This window comes from Shewanella sp. SR43-8 (genome assembly GCF_014163775.1).
GTDB classification, from domain to species: domain Bacteria; phylum Pseudomonadota; class Gammaproteobacteria; order Enterobacterales; family Shewanellaceae; genus Shewanella; species Shewanella vesiculosa.
In genome coordinates, this window is record NZ_JACJDX010000006.1 from 268328 (window position 1) to 288210 (window position 19883).

The following is a 19883-nucleotide window of genomic DNA, read 5'->3' on the forward strand; positions in this document are numbered from 1 at the left end:
TCTGATGTGAATATTGGATTAAGGTGCAGCAATGCCCTGCATACGCTTAATGCTGCACTCTAACGACATCGATTCTGCCAGTTCATGAATACCCTGTTCAAGTTTTAATAGGTCGACTTTTTCTGGAATATTAATGGCTAATAAAATCGACTGGGTTTTAAGACTATCGTTATCATCAGCGTGGGAGCGGACGGCCGCTAAATCGAGGCCTCTTTCTGCTAAAAACTGAGTAATACTCTTCATGGTTCCACGTTGGTCTTCGCCATTAAAAATGACTTCAATACGTGAGACAAAGTTTTTCGGCGTATGTTTTGATGTTCGTTTCATGACGGTCATGAGTTCAAGTTCAACACTCAATGCCGGTAACAAGCTTTCAATTTTTGTTATCGCTGTCCAAGAGCCCGATATCATCATAATTAGGGTAAATTCATTACCAAATAATGCCATACGACTATCTACAATATCGCAATCACATTCACTTGCTAAACGTGCTAGGCGACTCACTAACCCCGGACGGTCTGCGCCCATTGCCGTAACGACCAGGTAATTGGTCATGGATTTTCCTCACTTGTCGATATCTTTGAGCGAAAACTTACGCTAAGCATGTAAGTTTTGGTGCGGGTGTTTATGTTATCATTTTTCATTAAAACACCTCAATATACTAACCTATATCACTCACATAAATATGATTATTTTTTAGCGCAATGGCTCTAAAGATGCTAGGTTACGTGCATTAAATAGCATAAATGACTTATTTCAGTTTATGGTTACCGAAGAGCTTGTCATTAGTGGTTGGCATCAGTAACATAGCGAATCCTGAAACCGTGGGGAAGATAGATGATAAACGGAAGCATCGTAGCCTTAATCACTCCAATGAACAGTGATGGCACAGTAGATTATGCAAGTCTTGAACGACTTGTTGAGTTTCATATTGAACAAGGTACTGATGCCATTGTCGCGGTCGGTACTACAGGTGAGTCAGCAACATTGCCTATGGCAGAGCACGCCGCTGTTGTCAGCCAAACTGTTAAGTTTGCCGCAGGTCGTATCGCCGTTATTGGTGGTAATGGCGCCAATGCAACGGCTGAAGCCATTGACTTAACCAAAGCCATGCAAAAATCTGGTGTTGTCGCCATGTTGGGTGTCACGCCTTATTATAACAAGCCAACGCCTAAGGGCTTAATTGCCCATTATACGGCCGTTGCGGCAAGTACTGATATTCCTCAAATTCTGTATAACGTACCAGGTCGAACTGCAGTTGATATGAAGCCTGAAACTGTGGCTGAGTTATCAAGTGTCAGTAACATTATTGGTGTAAAAGAAGCCACTGGTGACTTGAGCCGTGTGGCACGTTTACGTGAATTGTGTGGTGATGACTTTTTACTTTATAGCGGCGATGATGCCACTGCCCGCGAGTTTTTATTGTTGGGTGGTAATGGTGTGATTTCCGTAGCAAATAATATTGTTCCACATGCGTTTAAAGCCATGTGTGATGCTGCGTTAGCCAAAAATACACAATTAGCTGAATCAATCGATAAACCACTCATGGGCATCTATAGCTCGTTATTTTGTGAAGCCAACCCTATCCCAGTGAAATGGGCTGTTCATAGAATGGGTTTGATTGCTAATGGCCACATTCGTTTACCTTTAACTGAACTTTCTGAGCAGTTTCATGGTCTGTTAATAGAAACAATGAAACAAGCTCATATTGAGGTAAAATAAATTCATGTTAAAGAAAGTCACTCCGTTACTCCTTGTTGCAGCTGTTTCAGCTTGCTCTACGCCATTAGACCGCCGTCAGGCAAATGGTAATGATGATTTCATTAATGCTGAAACTGCACCATTATTGACTATCCCACAAGGGCTAAATACGCCAACTTATAGCAAGGAATATGATATTCCTGCGGTAAGTAACAAGGTCAATAAACAACTCGTTGGTAAAAATCTTGATATTCGTGCGCCATTACAAGTGTTACCTATGGCCGAAGGTACTCATATCGAAGAAAGCAGTGACAATATTCGTGTTGTGATTGAATCGATTGAAAGCACCACAGATTTAAAACAAGAAATTTATGACGTCATCAACGGTTATCTAGCGAAGAGCAATATCCCTGTTCGTAGTGAAGATATGAATGCCGGTTTTATTGAAACAGATTGGATTGAAAATGATGAAATCATTGAATCTAATTGGTGGAGCAGTGACAAAGTGTATCAACTGCGTCAGCGTTACCGTTTTCAAATAGACGTAAAACCCCACGGTCGTTCAGGTACTGTGGCGATAGATTTAATTGAACACCAAGAGTTCTATGACGACAAAGATCAGCAAATCTTATTAAGCGGTGAAGATAAGCGTCGTTATACCACTGACATGCTTAATAATGCTATTGCTTACATGAGCATCAAACGTGATCAATCGATTCGTGCTGCACGAATTGAGCAAAGCCTTGGGATTAAGGTCGACTTAGTCACAAATACTGACGAAGCGGCTTATTGGTTAGCTGACGCAAGTTACAAGTCAGTATGGGATCGTTTGCGTTTAGTATTACCGGAAATGGGTTTTGATGTTGTTGATACCGATAACAGCCAAGGTTTGTTTTACATTAATCTAGAAGAAAGTGGTGGTTTCTGGAGCTCGTTGTGGAGCGAAGAGAAATTAACACTGAAAAAAGGCAATTATCGTTTATTGCTTAAAGAAACAGATGATGTCAATCAGACTAAAATTTTACTTCGTGATGCAGAAGACAAACCTCTTCCTGATGAGTCTATTACTGAAGTGTACAAAATTATCTCTGACTTAATGCAAGAAGACCGAAAAGTTCGTTAAGTTTCATGCATAGCTTGGACCAAAAAAAGAGACGCTTAAAGCGTCTCTTTTTTTTGCTCTTCACAAGTCCTCAATACCATTTTTTTGTCTAGGCGTTGGCAAGTCGTTAATTGTTGTTTTGACAGTTAACGCAGCAAATTTGCAAATTTGAGCCCGAACAATGGCGTCATGATGTTAAGCAATTTGTCACAGCATGTGTCGACAATCAGGCTGTAATACTTTTTTTTACTCAAATACTGCCTAAAATATTCATAAAGCGCTTAAATTTTGGTTAAAACAGCCAATTAAGTGAATATGGAAAGGATATGATCTAATTGTTGGATATGTTCGTAATTTGTAAGCAAAAGTAAAACGACTTGATGTGGAATCATTGCTAAGTACAATCACATAAGCTCATTAATCCTATACATAATTCATTTAGCCTTTAATGGTTTTGGACTCAAAATGAAAATGATAATCGTACTGATCGTCATTGTGCTAGCGGCACTGTTGGCGTACAACTTAATGTCTCCTGAAGAAGCTATTGTTCAACGCCCACGGCCTATACCTAATGTGGTGGTTGCTAAAGTGGCGATTATGCCTATTCGTGATGAAGTAGAAGCTTTGGGTACTGGTAAAGCGTACGAGTCTATTATCGTGACATCCAAAGTTACTGAAATTGTCACTAAGATTGATTTTAATGACGGTGATTTGGTCGAAAAAGGTGCACTGCTCGTGCAGCTCAGAAACGAGGAACATAAAGCCAAGCTGGCCGTAACCGAAATCAAGCTAGTTGAAAATTTACGTGAATTAGATCGTATCCGCTCATTGGTCACCAGTAAAACCATTGCCGAGTTAGAGCGTGACCGTCTACAAAGTTTAATTGATACCACTCGTGCAGAAGTGCAACAGGCAAAAGCGGCCCTAGAAGACCGTGCAATTAAAGCTCCATTTGCAGGTAAACTTGGTTTACGTCAAGTCAGTGTGGGCAGCTTAGTTACCCCAGGCGAGCAAATCAGTACTCTGGATGATGTGAGTAAAATTAAATTAGACTTTTCTGTACCAGAACGTTTCATTCAAGAATTACAGCCAGGTAAACTCGTTGAAGCTCGAGCTGTAGCTTACCCAGAGCAGATATTTAAAGGTGTTGTTACCTCAATAGACACCCGTGTTAATCCAGATACTCGCGCGGTAATCGTACGTGCTGTTATGCCAAATGATGATTATAAATTACTGCCCGGCATGTTAATGAAGGTGCGTTTAATTAAGCAAAGTCGTGAAGCATTATTGTTACCCGAAGCTGCTATTATCCCAATTCAAAACAAGCACTTCGTTTATTTCGTTAATGCAGAAAACAAAGTAGAACAAATTGAAGTAACTTTAGGTACACGTTCTCGAGGTTGGGTTGAAATAGCTAAAGGCCTTGACGTGGGCCAACAAATTATCATTCGTGGCATTCTCAAAGTTCGTCCTGGTGATACTGTTAAAGTGCAGCAAGCAGAAAACTTCACCTTCGCTCAAGTCGAAGGAATGGAGACATCGGCATGATATTAACTGACTTATCGGTTAAAAGGCCGGTCTTAGCATCTGTAATCAGTATTTTGCTTATTGTATTGGGTCTGGTGTCTTTTGGTAAATTACCGCTGCGTGAATATCCCAATATCGATCCACCGATTGTGTCGGTGGAAACCAGTTATCGTGGTGCCAGTGCATCGGTAGTCGAAAGCCGGATTACTCAGCTGATTGAAGATCAAATTAGTGGCGTAGAAGGCATTCGTCATATCAGCTCATCCAGTAGTGATGGGCGCTCAAGTGTGACCATTGAGTTTGATATTAATCGTGATATTGAGGCCGCAACCAATGATGTGCGTGATCGCATTTCTGGTTTACTTGAAAGGCTTCCTATAGAAGCGGACGCCCCATCGATTTATAAAGCGAACGGCGGCGATGAAGTGATCATGTGGCTCAATTTGGTATCAGACCAAATGGATATTTTACAGCTCACTGATTATGCCAACCGTTATCTAGTGGATCGTTTTTCGGTGATTGATGGCGTATCAACACTGCGTTTAGGTGGCGGTAAGGTATATGCCTTACGGATCTGGATTGACCGTCAAGCATTAGCCTCACGTAACTTAACGGTATCAGACGTTGAAGCAGCATTGCGGGCAGAAAACGTAGAATTACCCGCCGGTTCAATTGAATCAAAAGAACGTATTTTTACCGTGCGTTTAGACAGAGTATTCAAAACCGCGGAAGATTTTTCGAACTTGGTGATAACCCAAGGTGAGGATGGCTACTTAGTTAAACTTGGCGATGTGGCTAAGGTCGATATTGGTTCTGAAGAAGAACGGATTATGTTCCGGGGCAATAAAGAAGCAATGATTGGTTTAGGTGTCAGTAAGCAATCAACAGCCAATACTTTAGAAGTGGCGCGAGCGGCCAATGCCTTGGTCGATAAATTAAATCCAACCCTGCCAGCAGGGATGCACATTAAACGCTCCTACGACAGTTCTGTGTTCATTGAAGCTTCCATCGATGAGGTGTATCAAACCCTCTTTATCGCCATGGTGTTAGTTATTGTGGTGATTTATTTATTCTTAGGTTCGGTCAGGGCCATGCTTATTCCTGCCATTACGGTACCGGTATCTTTATTGGCTACCTTTATTGTGCTGTATGCCCTTGGTTATACCATCAATTTATTAACCTTACTGGCGATGATATTGGCGATTGGTATGGTGGTCGATGATGCCATCGTCATGCTGGAAAATATTCACAGGCGTATTGAAGATGGCGATTCACCATTGAAAGCCGCTTTTTTGGGCGCTCGTGAAGTCGCTTTTGCTGTGGTGGCGACAACTTTGGTGCTGGTTGCTGTGTTTATGCCGATCACCTTCCTCGAGGGCGATTTAGGCAAGCTGTTTAAAGAGTTTGCGGTCACCATGAGTGCTGCGGTGATTTTTTCCAGTGTTGTTGCATTAACACTGACGCCGATGATGTGTTCCAAGTTACTTAAACCGGCCGATCAAGATCCGTGGTTAGTTAAACAAGTCGATAAGATGATGAATATTTTATCTGGCTGGTATTTGACCACCCTGAAAATAGGCATGAAAAGTCCTGTTCTAGTATCGCTAGTTGTATTAATTGCCTTTGCATTTAGTGGTTTTTTACTCAATAAAGTGCCACAAGAGTTCGCGCCGCAAGAAGACCGTGGTTCCATGTTCTTGATGGTAAATGGTCCGCAAGGGGCGAGCTTTGAATATATTGAAAAATATATGGATGAAGTAGAAGGACGCTTAATGCCATTGGTTGAAAGCGGTGAAATTAAGCGTTTATTGATCCGTGCTCCGCGTGGGTTTGGAGGCTCCTCTGATTTCTCTAATGGTATGGCGATTATTGTTCTTGAAGATTGGGCGGAACGTCGTAGTGCTAACGAGATCATTGTTGATATTCGCAGTCGTTTATCTGATTTAGCCGGTATAAGAGCGTTTCCTATCATGCGCCAAGCATTTGGCCGTGGTGTGGGGAAACCGGTGCAGTTTGTGATTGGTGGCCCTAGCTATGAAGAACTGGCTCAGTGGCGCGATATCATGATAGAAAAAGCCAAAGAAAATCATAAGCTCATTGGCTTAGATCATGATTATCAAGAGACTAAACCACAGTTGCGGGTAGTGATTGATCGTGAACGAGCAGCAGACTTAGGTGTGTCAATTTCTCATATTGGTAGAACACTCGAGTCGATGTTAGGTTCTCGTTTAGTGACCACCTTTATGCGCGATGGTGAAGAGTACGATGTTATTGTAGAAGGTAATCGTGAGAATCAAAGCACGGCTACCGATATGGAAAATATCTACGTGCGTTCAGATCGTTCTCAAGAACTGATCCCTTTATCTAATTTAGTTTCAATTGAAGAGTTCGCCGATGCCAGTTCGTTGAACCGTTATAATCGAATGCGCTCAATTACCTTAGAAGCTAATTTGGCAGAAGATTATAGTTTAGGGGAAGCGTTAGACTACCTGAATGATTTGGCTGCAACCTATTTGCCTGCCGAAGCGGTCATAAGTTACAAAGGTCCATCACTTGACTACCAAGATTCTGGTAGCTCAATGAACTTTGTCTTTTTATTGGCGTTAGGGATTGTATTTTTGGTTTTGGCGGCTCAGTTTGAGAGCTTTATTCATCCTATGGTCATTATGTTAACCGTGCCACTAGCCACCTTAGGTGCACTCGTGGGGCTTTGGTTAACAGGTCAAAGTCTGAATATATACAGCCAAATTGGTATTATTATGTTGATAGGATTAGCGGCAAAAAATGGTATTTTGATTGTTGAGTTTTCAAATCAGCTGCGCGATCGCGGAGTTGAATTTCAACAAGCCATTTTACAAGCATCAACACAACGACTCCGACCTATCTTAATGACAGGTATTACGACAGCAGCAGGTGCGATTCCGTTAGTGATGGCGTCTGGAGCCGGTGCTGAAACTCGCTTTGTTATTGGTGTTGTTGTGTTATCGGGGATTTTATTAGCAACATTCTTTACTTTGATTGTCATCCCGGTTGCATACAGCTTATTTGCCCGTAACAGTAGCTCTCCTGAAGCGGTGGCCAAACAGTTGGAAATAGAATTACAAGACGATTGATCCTAGTTTGACACGATAATAAGCACAACAAAAAGCCAGTCATTTTCATGACTGGCTTTTTGTTTACTCATCTCAGAACAATCTAGTCTATTGTAAGTTAATTTAATGTGATTGGCAGTGCAAGCTGCAGTTTGAAAAGCGTTTTCATACTAATTTGAGGGCTTATTGTATTAGGTTACATTGGCTGGCGTGAACAGTTCAGTACACCTTGCCAGCATGAATATCCGCGCGGCTATAGATTAAACCCAAGTGAAGTAATATTTTGAATTTAACAATCTGTTCATCCTAACGCGGTCAAATATTGACTATTTGCCACGAAGAATAAGGCAGCTTGCGGTGGCTGTGGCCAATAGTTTACCGTCTTCGGTGGTTAAGGTTGCTTCTGCAATGCCCAGAGATGTAGACAAGTTCATTACGCTACCTTTAGCCAATAAGCGTTGCTTTTGAGGCACAGGGCGGACCATTTTAATATTTAAATCTATGGTTGAATAACCGACACCTGCGGGTAATGCAGAGTGCACAGCACATGCTGTAGCTGAATCAAGAACCGTTGCAGCAAAACCCCCATGCACGCCGCCCATTGGGTTGAGATGGCGCTCATCAGCGAAAGCTTCAAAGGTGACACTGCCTTCGCTTACCGCAATCGCGTTCATTGGCATAGTTTGGGTGATTGAAGGGGCAGGGATGTCGCCATTAAGCATGGCTTGCATCAATTGTAATCCAGTAAGGTGTTTCATCTTAGTCCTTTAGTTATCTGAATAATTTATTACTATAAAAAAGGGTAAAGCTTACGCTTTACCCTTTTTATTTTTAGGTTTTAAACCTAGCAGCTAAGCTGCTTTCTCTTGCTTAGCTTTTGGTGCAAGTTGTGCTTGAAGCTCATTGGTATCGAAGTCATCAACGTTAATTGATTTCAAACGTCCAATTTCAGCTCGTTCAAGTAAAGCGATTTCGCTGTCGCTTAACACACCAAGCGCTTTACCTTCTGCAGCAACTTTATCTAACCACATAAATGGTAGACGTTTACCAGCAGCTTTACAGACTTTGTCATAGAGTGGTTCTGCAGCTAGGATATCTTTGAACGTTTGTTCTTGGATACCGACTGGATTGAACTCAGAAGCAGTCCAGAACTGGCCTTTACCTAAACGGTCACGACTCGCACAAGGCGTTTGCATGATCTTAGCCACTTTATGATCTAACACATCACTAGGACGCTTAATTGGGCGACCGAATGGGAAGATTACCGCACGCAGTGCAATGCCTAAACCCATTGGGAAGTTGTTAAGCAAGTCATCTAATGAATCTTGTAACTTGTATAATGAATCTTCAACAGCCCATTGCACTAAAGGTAAATCTTCAGTTAAACGGCCATCGTCTTCATAACGCTTAAGCGTGGCAGAAGTGAGATACAATTGGCTCAGTAAGTCACCTAAGCGGGCAGAAATACGTTCTTTGCGCTTTAGGTTGCCACCCAGTGTCGCCATGGCCAAATCAGATAATAGCGCTAAGTTTGCACTGAAACGGTTCATCTGTTGATAATAACGTTTTGTTTTATCTGAGTAAGGGCTATTGGTGAAGTAAGATGAGGTAACACCCATCCAGAAACTACGAATAAAGTTCGACGTTGCAAAACCAATATGACCAAAGATAGCTGAATCAAAGTTAGCTAAGCCACGGTTTGCATCAGTATCAAACGCTGATTCCATTTCGGCCAATACATATGGATGACAGCGGATAGCACCTTGTCCATAAATAATCATTGAACGCGTTAGAATGTTTGCACCTTCAACAGTAATGGCGATTGGAGCAGCTTGATAGCCACGACCTAAATAGTTATTTGGGCCAAGACAGACGCCTTTACCACCATGAATGTCCATTGCATCAATAATACATTTCTGCATTCTGTCGGTTAAGTGATACTTAACGATGGCAGAGATAACTGAAGGTTTTTCACCTAAATCGATGGCAGTTGTGGTTAAGGTTGCAACGGCATCCATTAAATATGCGTTACCGCCGATACGGGCCATTGGCTCTTCGATACCTTCTAATTTACCGATAGGTAATTTAAATTGGCGACGAATACGTGCATAAGCACCTGTAGCAACAGCGGCAGTTTTAACGCCACCGGCTGAGTTTGAAGGTAAGGTAATACCACGACCAACAGACAGACACTCAACCAACATTCTCCAACCTTGGCCGGCCATTTCTGGGCCACCAATAATGAAGCTTAATGGTACAAACACTTCGTTACCGCGTGTAGGACCATTTTGGAACATACAGTTCAATGGGAAGTGACGACGACCGGTTTCAACACCTGGAATGTCAGTTGGAATAAGGGCACAAGTAATGCCTAATTCTTCTTTATCGCCTAGTAGGTGCTCAGGGTCGCGTAGTTTAAAGGCCAGGCCTAATACAGTCGCGACTGGTGCTAACGTAATATAACGTTTGTTCCATGTTAGCTTCATACCAAGCACTTCTTCGCCTTGGAATTCACCTTTACACACCACACCAAAGTCTGGAATTGAGCCAGCATCACTGCCTGCTTCAGGGCTAGTCAGTGCAAAACATGGCACGTCTATACCTTTAGCTAAACGAGGTAAATAGTGATCTTGCTGCTCTTTGGTACCATAGTGCTGTAAAAGCTCGCCAGGGCCTAATGAGTTAGGAACACCAACAGTAGAGGCTAATTCACTGCTGACGCCAGCAAGCTTTTGTAATACGCATGACTGGGCATAAGCTGAATATTCAAGACCACCAAATTTCTTCTTGATGATCATCGCGAAGAAGCCATGATCTTTTAAGAATTGCCAGATTTCTGGAGGCAAATCGCCTAATTGATGTGATACCTGATGTTGATTTGTCATTTTACAGACTTCTTCAACAGGACCATCTAGGAATGCTTGTTCATCGGCAGTTAAACGTGCTTTAGGATAGTTGTGTAATTTGCTCCAGTTAGGGTTACCGGCAAATAAATCAGCTTCCCACCACGTTGTACCTGCTTCAATGGCTTCTTTCTCTGTAGAAGACATTTCAGGCATGATACCGCGATACACTTTTAGCAGCGGACGACTGATAAAGTTTTGTCTGAATGATTTAATATTGAGTGGCAGCGCAATAACAAGGAATACAATCCATGTAATTACACCAATAATGTCCAAGGTGCTACCGACGACTAACACAATTGCCGCAGCAATCGTGGTTGATAATAGCGATACTCTTAAGTATGCCATAGCGCCGAGCACAAAGATCATCGCGATGATCCAAAGTAGGGTGGTCACTGTACTTCTCCTTAAAGCTATATGTAGGCAAAATAGCTTATTTATTGTTGATCTCATTCACAGGAATGATCGTGGTCGGACCTGTGTCACATAAAAGTTAACCTTATGCCGCCTCGATTACAAGCCTTTTTCAAACAATTGTTTAAATATTTGTGTGTCAGAAATATTCCACTCAATTGGCTTACTCGATACAATACGCTTATGAAAAGTGTTTAGCTCAATATAGCAACAGAAAAGGCAAGGCTAATGTGTGAATTACTGGCGATGAGCGCGAATGTGCCAACGGATATTGTTTTTAGTTTTACAGGCTTAGCTGAGCGTGGTGGAGTAACGGGTCCTCATGTTGATGGCTGGGGAATTACCTTTTATGAAGGTAAAGGAAACCGCACATTTAAAGACGCTTGTCCTAGTAGTCAATCACATATTGCACAGCTGATAAAGTCATATCCAATTAAAAGTGAAATTGTCATTAGTCATATTCGCCAAGCGAATCGAGGCTGCGTATCCTTAGTCAATACCCATCCTTTTAGTCGTGAGTTATGGGGCCGTTATTGGACTTATGCCCACAATGGCCAATTGACCGATTACCACTCAAGATTCATCGTTTCTCGATTTCAACCTGTAGGTGATACAGACAGTGAATTAGCTTTTTGCTGGATTTTAGAATCTGTGGTCAATAAGTTTGGTGAGCATGAGCCTGATAATCTCGATGATGTGTTTGATTATATCAGTCAACTTGCTGATGAAATAAGACAGTTAGGCGTGTTTAATATGTTGTTGAGTAATGGCATTGATTTGATGACATATTGTACCAACAACTTATGCCATATCACGCGCCGTGCACCGTTTGGAAAGGCAACTTTAATTGATACCGATGTGGTCATTGATTTTAGTCAAGAAACCACGCCAAACGACGTGGTAACCGTTATTGCAACTAGGCCACTGACCAATAACGAAAATTGGGTTGTGTTACAGCCAGGTGAGTGGAAGTTATTTAGAAAAGGTGAGTTAATCCTCCGCTAATTGCTTTATTTCATCTAATTCTGACTCTGTGATTTGAGCACTAGTTTCAGGGTCTGTATGCAGTTCATCTACCGCTGTTGAACTTTGCTTGTTAGGGCCATCAATGAGTGTCGGTGTCATAGGTGGTAGAGGTTGCTCAAATTGGTAGTTTGCTAGCTGAATATCCAGTTGTTTACTGCCTTTTGAGAAATGGCTTAACCTCACTGGCAGATACGCTAAAGTCGGTGCCATCCAGAAAAAGGTTTGTCTTTTAGTACTGTCGCGGACAACTTCAACTTTTACGGTATCGTAAGTACCGCTTTCTATCGTGACTTTTTCTTTACCTAAGACTCGAAATTGATAGTCGTCAATTTCTTTTTCTTTCACCATTTTATAATCTAGTGGTCGAATATTGGCCGCTAAATCCATTCTAAATTGTAATTGCACCATCAAAGGGTCAAATACTTTCTCTTGGTATGGCAGCTTTAATGCTTCTTGCTTGTAGATGGTGTGAATAAATTGTTGCCCTTTGACAAAGGCGGTTTGTTCAGTGTAATCACTACCAGTACCAGTGCGTTCTTGTATGTATCGAAATGGCACTAATTTACCGTTTTCTAGGGTAAATTCGCTTTTAAGGTGGCGTTGATCAGATAGCATTAATAAGCTGACATCGCTGTCGAAATGATAGCTGTAAAAACCGCTATCGGTTGCAGGTAAGCGATAATTTGCTACACCTAACTCGAAGCTACCATAAAACACCTTATAGCTAGCAGTATGGGCTGTTAAGGGTGATAAAATGGCTGCTTGTTCCATGTCACTTAATGCCGCAGCTGGATTAACTTGTTCAAATTTTTCTGTTATGACGGCGGTTTCTGACTGATGTAATCTAGGCGTGGTTTCGCTATCAGCAATAGGTTGTTGATTGTCAGTTGCGTGTGCGTGGATCACCGGGCTAATACACAAGATTAACGTGGATAAGCGAGTTAATTTATTGACCAAAGTATTGTTACCTTCAATTTTGATAATAGTTAATAGCTTGATATTAAAAGGGTAAAGTCATTACTAGGGTGGCGATATCAGGTTTCCATTGATATTGAGACAATGAAATCTTGCCTGCGTTCACTTCTATTCCATCTAATCTTAATAATTGTTGTTGAGTTTGAAAAGCATCAGTGTTGTTAGCAAACGAGATTTTACCCTGGCTATTAATCACTCGATGCCAAGGTAAGGTTAGATTCTGTGGTGCTAATTTTAACGCCCTAGAAACGTAACGTGCTCTGCCTGGTAATCCTGCAAAGTCAGCAACAACGCCATAAGGTAACACATTGCCTTTTGGGATAAGGTTAACAATAAACCAAATGCGCTCAATTGAAGATAGGGTAGACATTAGATCCCAAATAAACCCACTATAGATACAATAGTGATTAGATGTTGAATATTAGGCAAGGATAATAAAACATTTTCAAAAGTACAATCGTAATCAAGCTGATTACGATTGTAGTGTATTTTAGTTGGCGATTACCTTAGCTCACTTTTACAGTACGGTTAAGTAGATACACAAAAAGTGACTAATCGCACCGCCAAGAACAAATAAGTGCCATATAGCATGATTATATGGGATACGTTTACCTACATAAAATACCACGCCTAAACTATAAAATAAGCCGCCTGCGAATAATAAGCCCAAGCCTAAATCACTCATTTTAGTGTTTAAGTCGCTTATTATAGTGACACATAACCACCCCATGGATAAATACAGCAGCACACTAAAAGCTTTAAATCGGCCAATGAACAAGGTTTTAAATATAATTCCTCCTAGAGCTAATGTCCAAATAGCCACAAGGATAATCGTGGCCTGAGAACTTTGAAGGCTAATCAGCATCATTGGAGTGTAGGTGCCTGCTATGAGCGCATAAATGGCGCAATGATCAGCCATTTTAAAGCGTTTTCGCCACAGCGCGCTTTTACTTGAGTGATACAAGGTCGATGCTAAAAATAACGCAATAATACTGACCCCATAAATCGTTACACCTGTGATTTGTAGCAAGGTTAAATGATCTGGAGCTTTTATAAGCATCAGAATTAACCCAACAATACCTGCTATCACGCCAAGCGCATGCGATAATGCATTGGCTTGTTCTTCCCTATGGCCGTAATCTGAGCCAGAAGAAACGGTAGATGTTTGCTCTGATGTCGAGATGTTTGATAGTGAATTCATAATATCCTGTGAATAACGCTAAAAGGATTTTGAGCAAATTGAGTTTATCAGCCCTAATATTAAATAGCTATATTTAGGTGAACACGTGTAAGCTGAAATTTAAGTCTCATACATCATGGCGTAGATCGTCTTTTTACGCTTTATTGGGTTAAGCTTTATTAATCTCATTGAGGGGTTAACCGCATAAATAAGGTGCTATTCAATAAGGCGGTTGACGTTATACTTAGGCAATCATTATTGGCAGATTAGACTTTATGTTTAAAAATAACCAACAATCCCATTCGAGTATTTCAGCATCAACTCGCCACCACTCGCGTTGGGGAAATAAATCATTACCGCAAGCAGATGCTGTTAGTATTGATTTTGACAAAAACGTGACACCTTTTGTAGAGTCAGAAGATGATGTTGTGGATGAACATGAGTTACAACAGCATCGCCAGCAAGTCGCTGATGATATTCAACTGCAGTTAACGGGTGTAACAAGTTCAGTCAATCGCAACGAACCTTTGTTACAGCCTGATGAGCCAAATGCTAATGCCTTGCAACGGGCTTTGGCTGTTGTGAGTAGGAGTCCTTATCTTGCTTTACTCGTGGTATTTGTCCACCTGCTTGTGATTACATTAGTGGTGTTATTTGGACGAGTTGATATTAGTGGAATGTCAGATATTCCCGTGACTGAACCGGCGACAAAATCGTTACCCGCCTTAAAAAGTTATCTTATTACCCAAGCAGAATACGATAAATTAGTTGAGCGAGCACAAGCCAATGCCGCGAGCCAGGTGACACAACCCAATGCTGGGATAGCTGCAGAAATGGATCAATCCGAGGTTACGCCCGTATCAGAAGTTGAGCCAATAACGACACAATGAGTACCTTAGTGTACTCATTGTTTATCATTAATGTCTGATAGTGAAACGATTGTCTGCGAGGCTATTGTTAGTGAGATTATTGTTAGTGAGATTATTGCAGTAAGACAGACACAAGTTTATGCCTCATTATGATGTCTTAAGCGATTATCCATTATCGACCAACACAACACGCACAATAGACCGCTTAAAAGGCCAACAAGATGTGATTCAGTGGCAACCCGTGCATTGATTAATTGAGTCACGCTGTCACTGGCACCAAATACTTGCTCATAACCGACTTTTAACATGACTCCTATCACGAGTAAGTATCCCGACTTGTAGCCTTTACGTATATCCATCACAGCACCAAATACAAATAATCCGTGCAATACGCCACTTAGACCCACATAGGCCTTTAAGGTAGGGTAGAACAGGTATAAACCTATGCCTTCAAATAAACATAAGCTTAAAAACAGTAGCAACAACTTGCCTGAATGATTTTTGTAATGCACTTCATGTAAAAAAACAATTACCCAAAATCCAGCTAAATTCATTAGCAAATGCCATAAATTGGTATGCAACAGGTTTCCAGTGACTAAGCGCCAAACCTGACCACTGGCAATTAAGTCATACTGATAGCTAAAATACTGATCAATAGGTAAAAATGCAGGAGAGGGAATATCTGCTGCAAACAGAGCAATACAAATAAGACTGATCACCACAAGAAAATGATACAGACCAATTGTGTTTGAATTATGTTTTAGCAAAATATCCTCTATATACTTCTGTTCACGGCTAATTAAGCCGATTTAGCTCAACACGGAATTAACTGTAGACTAAAAAGACTTCACTAGGCTAATAGTGTGTTTTCATATTGATTAAGCAATCTTAAAGAAATAAAAATCAGATGGTTAACTTTACACTACTGGCTAAATATCAATAATAGGCTTATAGCTTACTGTTTAACGAGTCCATCACGACTTGACTGTTTTGTAAATAATCATCTAAACCACGTTGACGAAGTACACAAGCAGGGCAATCGCCACATCCTTTGCCTACAATTCCGTTATAGCAAGTTAAGGTTTGATGTTGCACTAAAGCCAATTGGTGATATTTGTCTGCCAATGCCCATGTTTCTGCTTTATTGAGCCACATTAAAGGTGTAATAATTTTCAGGGGTTTATCCATGCCTAATGCTAATGAATGTTGCATAGATTGCACAAACTCATTGCGGCAATCTGGATAACCAGAAAAATCGGTTTCACATACGCCAGTAATAATGTCATTACAGCCCAATTGATACGCGTAAATTCCTGCTAAGGTTAAAAATAAAATGTTACGGCCAGGAACAAAAGTATTTGGTAAACCATTGTTCATCAATTCATGTGAAACCGGAATTGCATCACGCGTTAGCGCCGAAATAGCTAATTCGTTTAATAAGCTAGTATCCATGACTTTATGACTGGCTAATTTCAACTCAATTGCCAATGATTTTGCCACTTCTATTTCTTGTCTATGACGTTGGCCATAATCAAAGGTGATCCCATGTACTTCATCGTACTGTGATAATGCTTGGATAAGACAAGTGGTTGAATCTTGACCACCACTGAAAACAACAAGGGCTTTAGTCGGTGTGTTTAGCTTTGTATCTGACATGGATATACTCTTAACGTACTGAACTGACTTGCAAGATCGGGGTGATCAACGCCCAGTGGTTCAGGTAAATAGAATGGATATTTTACCTAAGGCAGGCTCAACTGCAAAGCCATAGCGGTAAATACTTGCAGCTAATGGCAAAATACTCTATAAATGCCGGCCCGTAATTCGTCAGCCGGTTACTGCTGGTCACTACAAGTAAGGTAAACAATGAAATATCCCGTTAACGAAGTATTTGAAACCATACAAGGCGAGGGCACATATACTGGTGTTCCTGCGCTGTTCGTTCGCTTGCAGGGTTGCCCTGTTGGGTGTTCATGGTGCGATACCAAGCAAACGTGGGATGTGTTACCTGAGAATAACGTGACCGCAGAGCAAGTGATTCAGGTCGATGGCACCATAGGACGTTGGGCTGATCATAATGGTCACACATTACTGCAAGCATTTCGGGACAAAGGTTTTACCGCAAAACATATCGTGTTAACTGGTGGTGAGCCGTGTTTGTATGACCTAACGGAATTAACTAACGATTTTGTTGAGGCGGGTTATCAGATCCAGATTGAGACCAGTGGTACGTTTGAAGTGAAATGTCATCCTGATGTGTGGGTGACGGTATCACCTAAAATTAATATGAAAGGTGGCTACAAGGTACTTGATCAAGCCTTAAATCGTGCTAACGAAATTAAACATCCTATTGCGACAGAACGGCATATTGAAGAATTAGATGAGCTGTTACAACACATAGATATCAGTGCCAAAACGATTTGTTTACAACCTATTAGTCAAAAGGCGCGGGCAACCGATCTTGCAATGAAAGTGTGTATTGCGCGTAATTGGCGTTTGTCGATTCAAACTCACAAATATTTGAATATCGACTAATGTGTATTTAGCAACGTTTCCCCTTGATGCTGAGCCAATAATGAAAGCCGTTGAATCCAGATCCAACGGCTTTTTTTAATGTTTAGTTAACTGATTAAACCACAAACATTAAAGGCAGACAGTTTCTCGCGATAGTGCTGAAAACAACCGATATTATTTTCGATCCACTCGGGGTTGTAGTAGGTATCGAGATAACGTTCACCAGCATCACAAATTAACGTCACAATTGAACCTGTTTGGCCTGCATGTCGCATCTGTGTTGCCAGCAATAACGCCCCATACAAGTTTGTGCCAGTGGACGCGCCCGTTTTACGACCAATTAATTGTTCTAGCCATTGAATGGTTGCGATTGACGCAGCATCGGGGATTTTAATCATGCTATCAACCACCCCTGCAATAAACGATGGTTCAACCCGAGGTCGGCCAATACCTTCAATTTTACTGTATTTATCACTCACTATCGTGGCATCACCACTGTGAAAATAATCATAAAAGACTGAGTTTTCTGGGTCAACGACGCACAGTTGGGTTTTTTGTTGTTGATAGCGAATATAGCGACCAATAGTGGCACTAGTGCCGCCAGTTCCTGGACTCATCACAATCCAACTTGGGATTGGATGTGGTTCGCGTTCCATTTGGTTAAAAATAGAATCAGCAATATTGTTGTTACCCCGCCAATCTGTTGCACGTTCAGCATAAGTGAATTGGTCCATGTAGTGACCTGTTAACTCAGCAGCCAATCTTTCTGATTCTGCATACATCTGACTGCCATTATCAACAAAGTGACATTTAGCCCCATAAAATTCAATTTGTTCAATTTTCTTTTTAGCGGTGTTTTTAGGCATTACCGCAATAAAAGGTAAACCGAGTAATCGAGCGAAATAGGCTTCTGAAACGGCAGTGCTGCCAGAGGATGACTCAATGATTGGGGTATCTTTTTTTATCCAGCCATTACAAAGGGCATATAAAAATAATGATCGAGCCAAACGGTGCTTTAAGCTGCCGGTAGGATGTGTACTTTCATCTTTTAGATAAATGTCTATTCCATCAAGTTGTGGCAAGTCTAATTTGATTAGATGTGTATCAGCAGAACGTTGATAATCGGCTTCTATTTTTGCAATGGCCTGATTGACCCAAGATGATGACATGCAATAATACTCGTTATTCCAAAAAGGAATAAATAATAACTAAAATACAAAGTTAAGAGTAGTGTTTATCGACCTATATAGGTATTTATTGTTCAATAATGGCAGTAAAGGATGAAATAGAGCAGATAAAGACAAAATACCGTAAATAATGGCATCAATAATGTTGACCGGCTAAATAGGCAATTAACAGCAGCAGAAAAGATTAAGCAAAAAATAGTACCGTTAGGGGGTAAAACTTGTCGTGTAGGAATTGAAAAAATCGATGCTTGATAACGAGGAATTGTGGACAGATATTTAGCTAGTATCACGATATAAATTGATAAAACAAAATGTAAAATGGTGGAGGGAGAAGGATTCGAACCTTCGAAGGCTGAGCCGTCAGATTTACAGTCTGATCCCTTTGGCCACTCGGGAACCCCTCCACAGCAAGATAATATGAATAAAAGAAAGATGGTGGAGGGAGAAGGATTCGAACCTTCGAAGGCTGAGCCGTCAGATTTACAGTCTGATCCCTTTGGCCACTCGGGAACCCCTCCACATATTTTCTTTTTTTCTTACTCTCTTTTTACATTCTAACGCTTTACAACTTTAACGCTTCACAACAAACACTTTATAACAACGCAAATGGTGGAGGGAGAAGGATTCGAACCTTCGAAGGCTGAGCCGTCAGATTTACAGTCTGATCCCTTTGGCCACTCGGGAACCCCTCCTCAATTGCGGTCGCCATAGTAGTCAGAAACCTTTTGTATGTAAAGTGTAAAGTTGAATAAATTACTAAAGTTTATGACTGTTTGGTCGATAAAATAGCATCGAGCAGTAGTTGTGATGTTTTTATATGCAAATTGAGTCAACATTAGTCAATGAATTACAAATAGGGAACCGATTAAACGTCGCGATTGAGCATAATCGTCGCGGTGAATTTGGCTTGCTATTGGCTATGCTGTCTGTAGATGCTCGTGATATGGCACAGTTTCAATTAGAAACTGACACTGATAACACACAAAAGTTACGCAACAAATTTTCTGTACCGCAACCGCAGTTATTAGTTGATGATATTTCTGTCCATCCAGACACCTTTGATCACGCGATGATATTTCAGCAACAAGGTGCCAGACAGTTTCAACTGCAACAAGCATTAACACCTGAAGCTCTGGTCATTAGAGGGTCGCAATCTGATGCTATGGTCGAAGTATTAAGTAACTGTGATTACCTCACTAAAAATAAAGCGATTAATGCCTACCAGCAACATACTCCCATAGAAGACATGCATTTTTTAGATCAACTCAGCACGCAGCGTAAGATATCAAACACGTTAGCACTTCAGCTAGCATAAGCCTGTAATGCGGTGATCTTGTTTAGATTAAGTGAATACTTTTAGGATTTGTGAGCATGGCAAATAAATGGCTGCTTG

General features: G+C 41.1%; 17 protein-coding genes and 3 tRNA genes. 8 read left to right on the top strand and 12 right to left on the bottom strand.

Annotated elements, in window-relative coordinates; genetic code table 11:
* Nucleotides 1-18: 18 nt before the first annotated feature.
* Nucleotides 19-555 carry a glycine cleavage system protein R gene (locus H5114_RS09905; protein ID WP_182697227.1) on the bottom strand — a complete coding sequence of 179 codons (537 nt, stop codon included), beginning with the start codon at nucleotides 553-555 and terminating at the stop codon, nucleotides 19-21.
* A gap of 282 nt (nucleotides 556-837) precedes the next feature.
* Here H5114_RS09905 and dapA point away from each other — a divergent pair, with 282 nt between their 5' ends.
* The 4 genes from dapA (at nucleotide 838) to H5114_RS09925 (ending at nucleotide 7443) form a co-directional block, all read left to right on the top strand.
* Entirely contained in the window at nucleotides 838-1722 is an 885-nt protein-coding gene (gene dapA, locus H5114_RS09910; protein ID WP_124015003.1) for a 4-hydroxy-tetrahydrodipicolinate synthase, read from the top strand.
* A 4-nt stretch (nucleotides 1723-1726) separates the two neighbouring features.
* Entirely contained in the window at nucleotides 1727-2824 is a 1098-nt protein-coding gene (bamC, locus tag H5114_RS09915) for an outer membrane protein assembly factor BamC (RefSeq protein ID WP_182722825.1), read from the top strand.
* A gap of 444 nt (nucleotides 2825-3268) precedes the next feature.
* A complete protein-coding gene (locus H5114_RS09920) occupies nucleotides 3269-4351 on the top strand; it encodes an efflux RND transporter periplasmic adaptor subunit (protein WP_182722826.1) in 1083 nt (360 codons plus the stop codon).
* The gene (locus H5114_RS09925) at nucleotides 4348-7443 is read left to right on the top strand and encodes an efflux RND transporter permease subunit (protein ID WP_182697230.1); all 3096 of its coding nucleotides are present in this window, start codon (nucleotides 4348-4350) and stop codon (nucleotides 7441-7443) included. The genes H5114_RS09920 and H5114_RS09925 overlap by 4 nt, the downstream gene beginning before the upstream one ends.
* Before the next feature lie 305 nt (nucleotides 7444-7748).
* Here H5114_RS09925 and H5114_RS09930 read toward each other — a convergent pair whose 3' ends face one another.
* Both H5114_RS09930 and fadE read right to left on the bottom strand, forming a co-directional pair.
* The gene (locus tag H5114_RS09930; RefSeq protein WP_124014998.1) at nucleotides 7749-8180 is read right to left on the bottom strand and encodes a PaaI family thioesterase; all 432 of its coding nucleotides are present in this window, start codon (nucleotides 8178-8180) and stop codon (nucleotides 7749-7751) included.
* Between the two features lie 93 nt (nucleotides 8181-8273).
* Nucleotides 8274-10721 (bottom strand): acyl-CoA dehydrogenase FadE, encoded by a 2448-nt coding sequence (fadE, locus tag H5114_RS09935; RefSeq protein ID WP_124014997.1) that lies wholly within the window; start codon nucleotides 10719-10721, stop codon nucleotides 8274-8276.
* A gap of 246 nt (nucleotides 10722-10967) precedes the next feature.
* Between fadE and H5114_RS09940 the strand changes: the two genes are divergently transcribed.
* Nucleotides 10968-11744 (top strand): class II glutamine amidotransferase, encoded by a 777-nt coding sequence (locus H5114_RS09940; RefSeq protein ID WP_124014996.1) that lies wholly within the window; start codon nucleotides 10968-10970, stop codon nucleotides 11742-11744.
* On the opposite strand, the gene H5114_RS09945 is transcribed toward H5114_RS09940, so the two are convergent.
* The 3 genes from H5114_RS09945 to H5114_RS09955 form a co-directional block, all read right to left on the bottom strand.
* Nucleotides 11730-12536: a DUF3108 domain-containing protein gene (locus tag H5114_RS09945; protein WP_165870031.1), complete on the bottom strand. Its 807-nt coding sequence runs from the start codon at nucleotides 12534-12536 to the stop codon at nucleotides 11730-11732. The two genes, H5114_RS09940 and H5114_RS09945, sit on opposite strands and share 15 nt — an antisense overlap.
* A gap of 229 nt (nucleotides 12537-12765) precedes the next feature.
* Entirely contained in the window at nucleotides 12766-13110 is a 345-nt protein-coding gene (locus H5114_RS09950; RefSeq protein ID WP_124014995.1) for an MGMT family protein, read from the bottom strand.
* Between the two features lie 147 nt (nucleotides 13111-13257).
* Complete coding sequence (locus H5114_RS09955) at nucleotides 13258-13941, bottom strand: hemolysin III family protein (protein ID WP_124014994.1); 684 nt, start codon at nucleotides 13939-13941, stop codon at nucleotides 13258-13260.
* 254 nt (nucleotides 13942-14195) lie between these two features.
* On the opposite strand from H5114_RS09955, the gene H5114_RS09960 reads away from it, so the two are divergent.
* On the top strand, nucleotides 14196-14810 hold the full coding sequence (locus H5114_RS09960; RefSeq protein WP_124014993.1) for a hypothetical protein: 615 nt from the start codon (nucleotides 14196-14198) through the stop codon (nucleotides 14808-14810).
* Nucleotides 14811-14926: 116 nt separating this feature from the next.
* Here H5114_RS09960 and rrtA read toward each other — a convergent pair whose 3' ends face one another.
* Together rrtA and queC are read right to left on the bottom strand one after the other, a co-directional pair.
* Nucleotides 14927-15556, bottom strand: a complete 630-nt coding sequence (gene rrtA / locus H5114_RS09965; RefSeq protein WP_124014992.1) for a rhombosortase — start codon at nucleotides 15554-15556, stop codon at nucleotides 14927-14929.
* Nucleotides 15557-15737: 181 nt separating this feature from the next.
* The gene (gene queC, locus H5114_RS09970) at nucleotides 15738-16445 is read right to left on the bottom strand and encodes a 7-cyano-7-deazaguanine synthase QueC (RefSeq protein WP_124014991.1); all 708 of its coding nucleotides are present in this window, start codon (nucleotides 16443-16445) and stop codon (nucleotides 15738-15740) included.
* 210 nt (nucleotides 16446-16655) lie between these two features.
* Between queC and queE the strand changes: the two genes are divergently transcribed.
* Complete coding sequence (queE, locus tag H5114_RS09975) at nucleotides 16656-17324, top strand: 7-carboxy-7-deazaguanine synthase QueE (protein WP_124014990.1); 669 nt, start codon at nucleotides 16656-16658, stop codon at nucleotides 17322-17324.
* Nucleotides 17325-17410: 86 nt separating this feature from the next.
* Here queE and H5114_RS09980 read toward each other — a convergent pair whose 3' ends face one another.
* The 4 genes from H5114_RS09980 to H5114_RS09995 form a co-directional block, all read right to left on the bottom strand.
* Nucleotides 17411-18472 carry a PLP-dependent cysteine synthase family protein gene (locus H5114_RS09980; RefSeq protein ID WP_124014989.1) on the bottom strand — a complete coding sequence of 354 codons (1062 nt, stop codon included), beginning with the start codon at nucleotides 18470-18472 and terminating at the stop codon, nucleotides 17411-17413.
* Between the two features lie 337 nt (nucleotides 18473-18809).
* A tRNA-Tyr gene (locus tag H5114_RS09985) sits at nucleotides 18810-18894 on the bottom strand.
* Between the two features lie 29 nt (nucleotides 18895-18923).
* A tRNA-Tyr gene (locus H5114_RS09990) sits at nucleotides 18924-19008 on the bottom strand.
* 89 nt (nucleotides 19009-19097) lie between these two features.
* Nucleotides 19098-19182 (bottom strand) — tRNA-Tyr (locus H5114_RS09995).
* Nucleotides 19183-19307: 125 nt separating this feature from the next.
* Between H5114_RS09995 and H5114_RS10000 the strand changes: the two genes are divergently transcribed.
* The gene (locus H5114_RS10000; protein ID WP_124014988.1) at nucleotides 19308-19805 is read left to right on the top strand and encodes a VC2046/SO_2500 family protein; all 498 of its coding nucleotides are present in this window, start codon (nucleotides 19308-19310) and stop codon (nucleotides 19803-19805) included.
* Nucleotides 19806-19883: the final 78 nt, after the last annotated feature.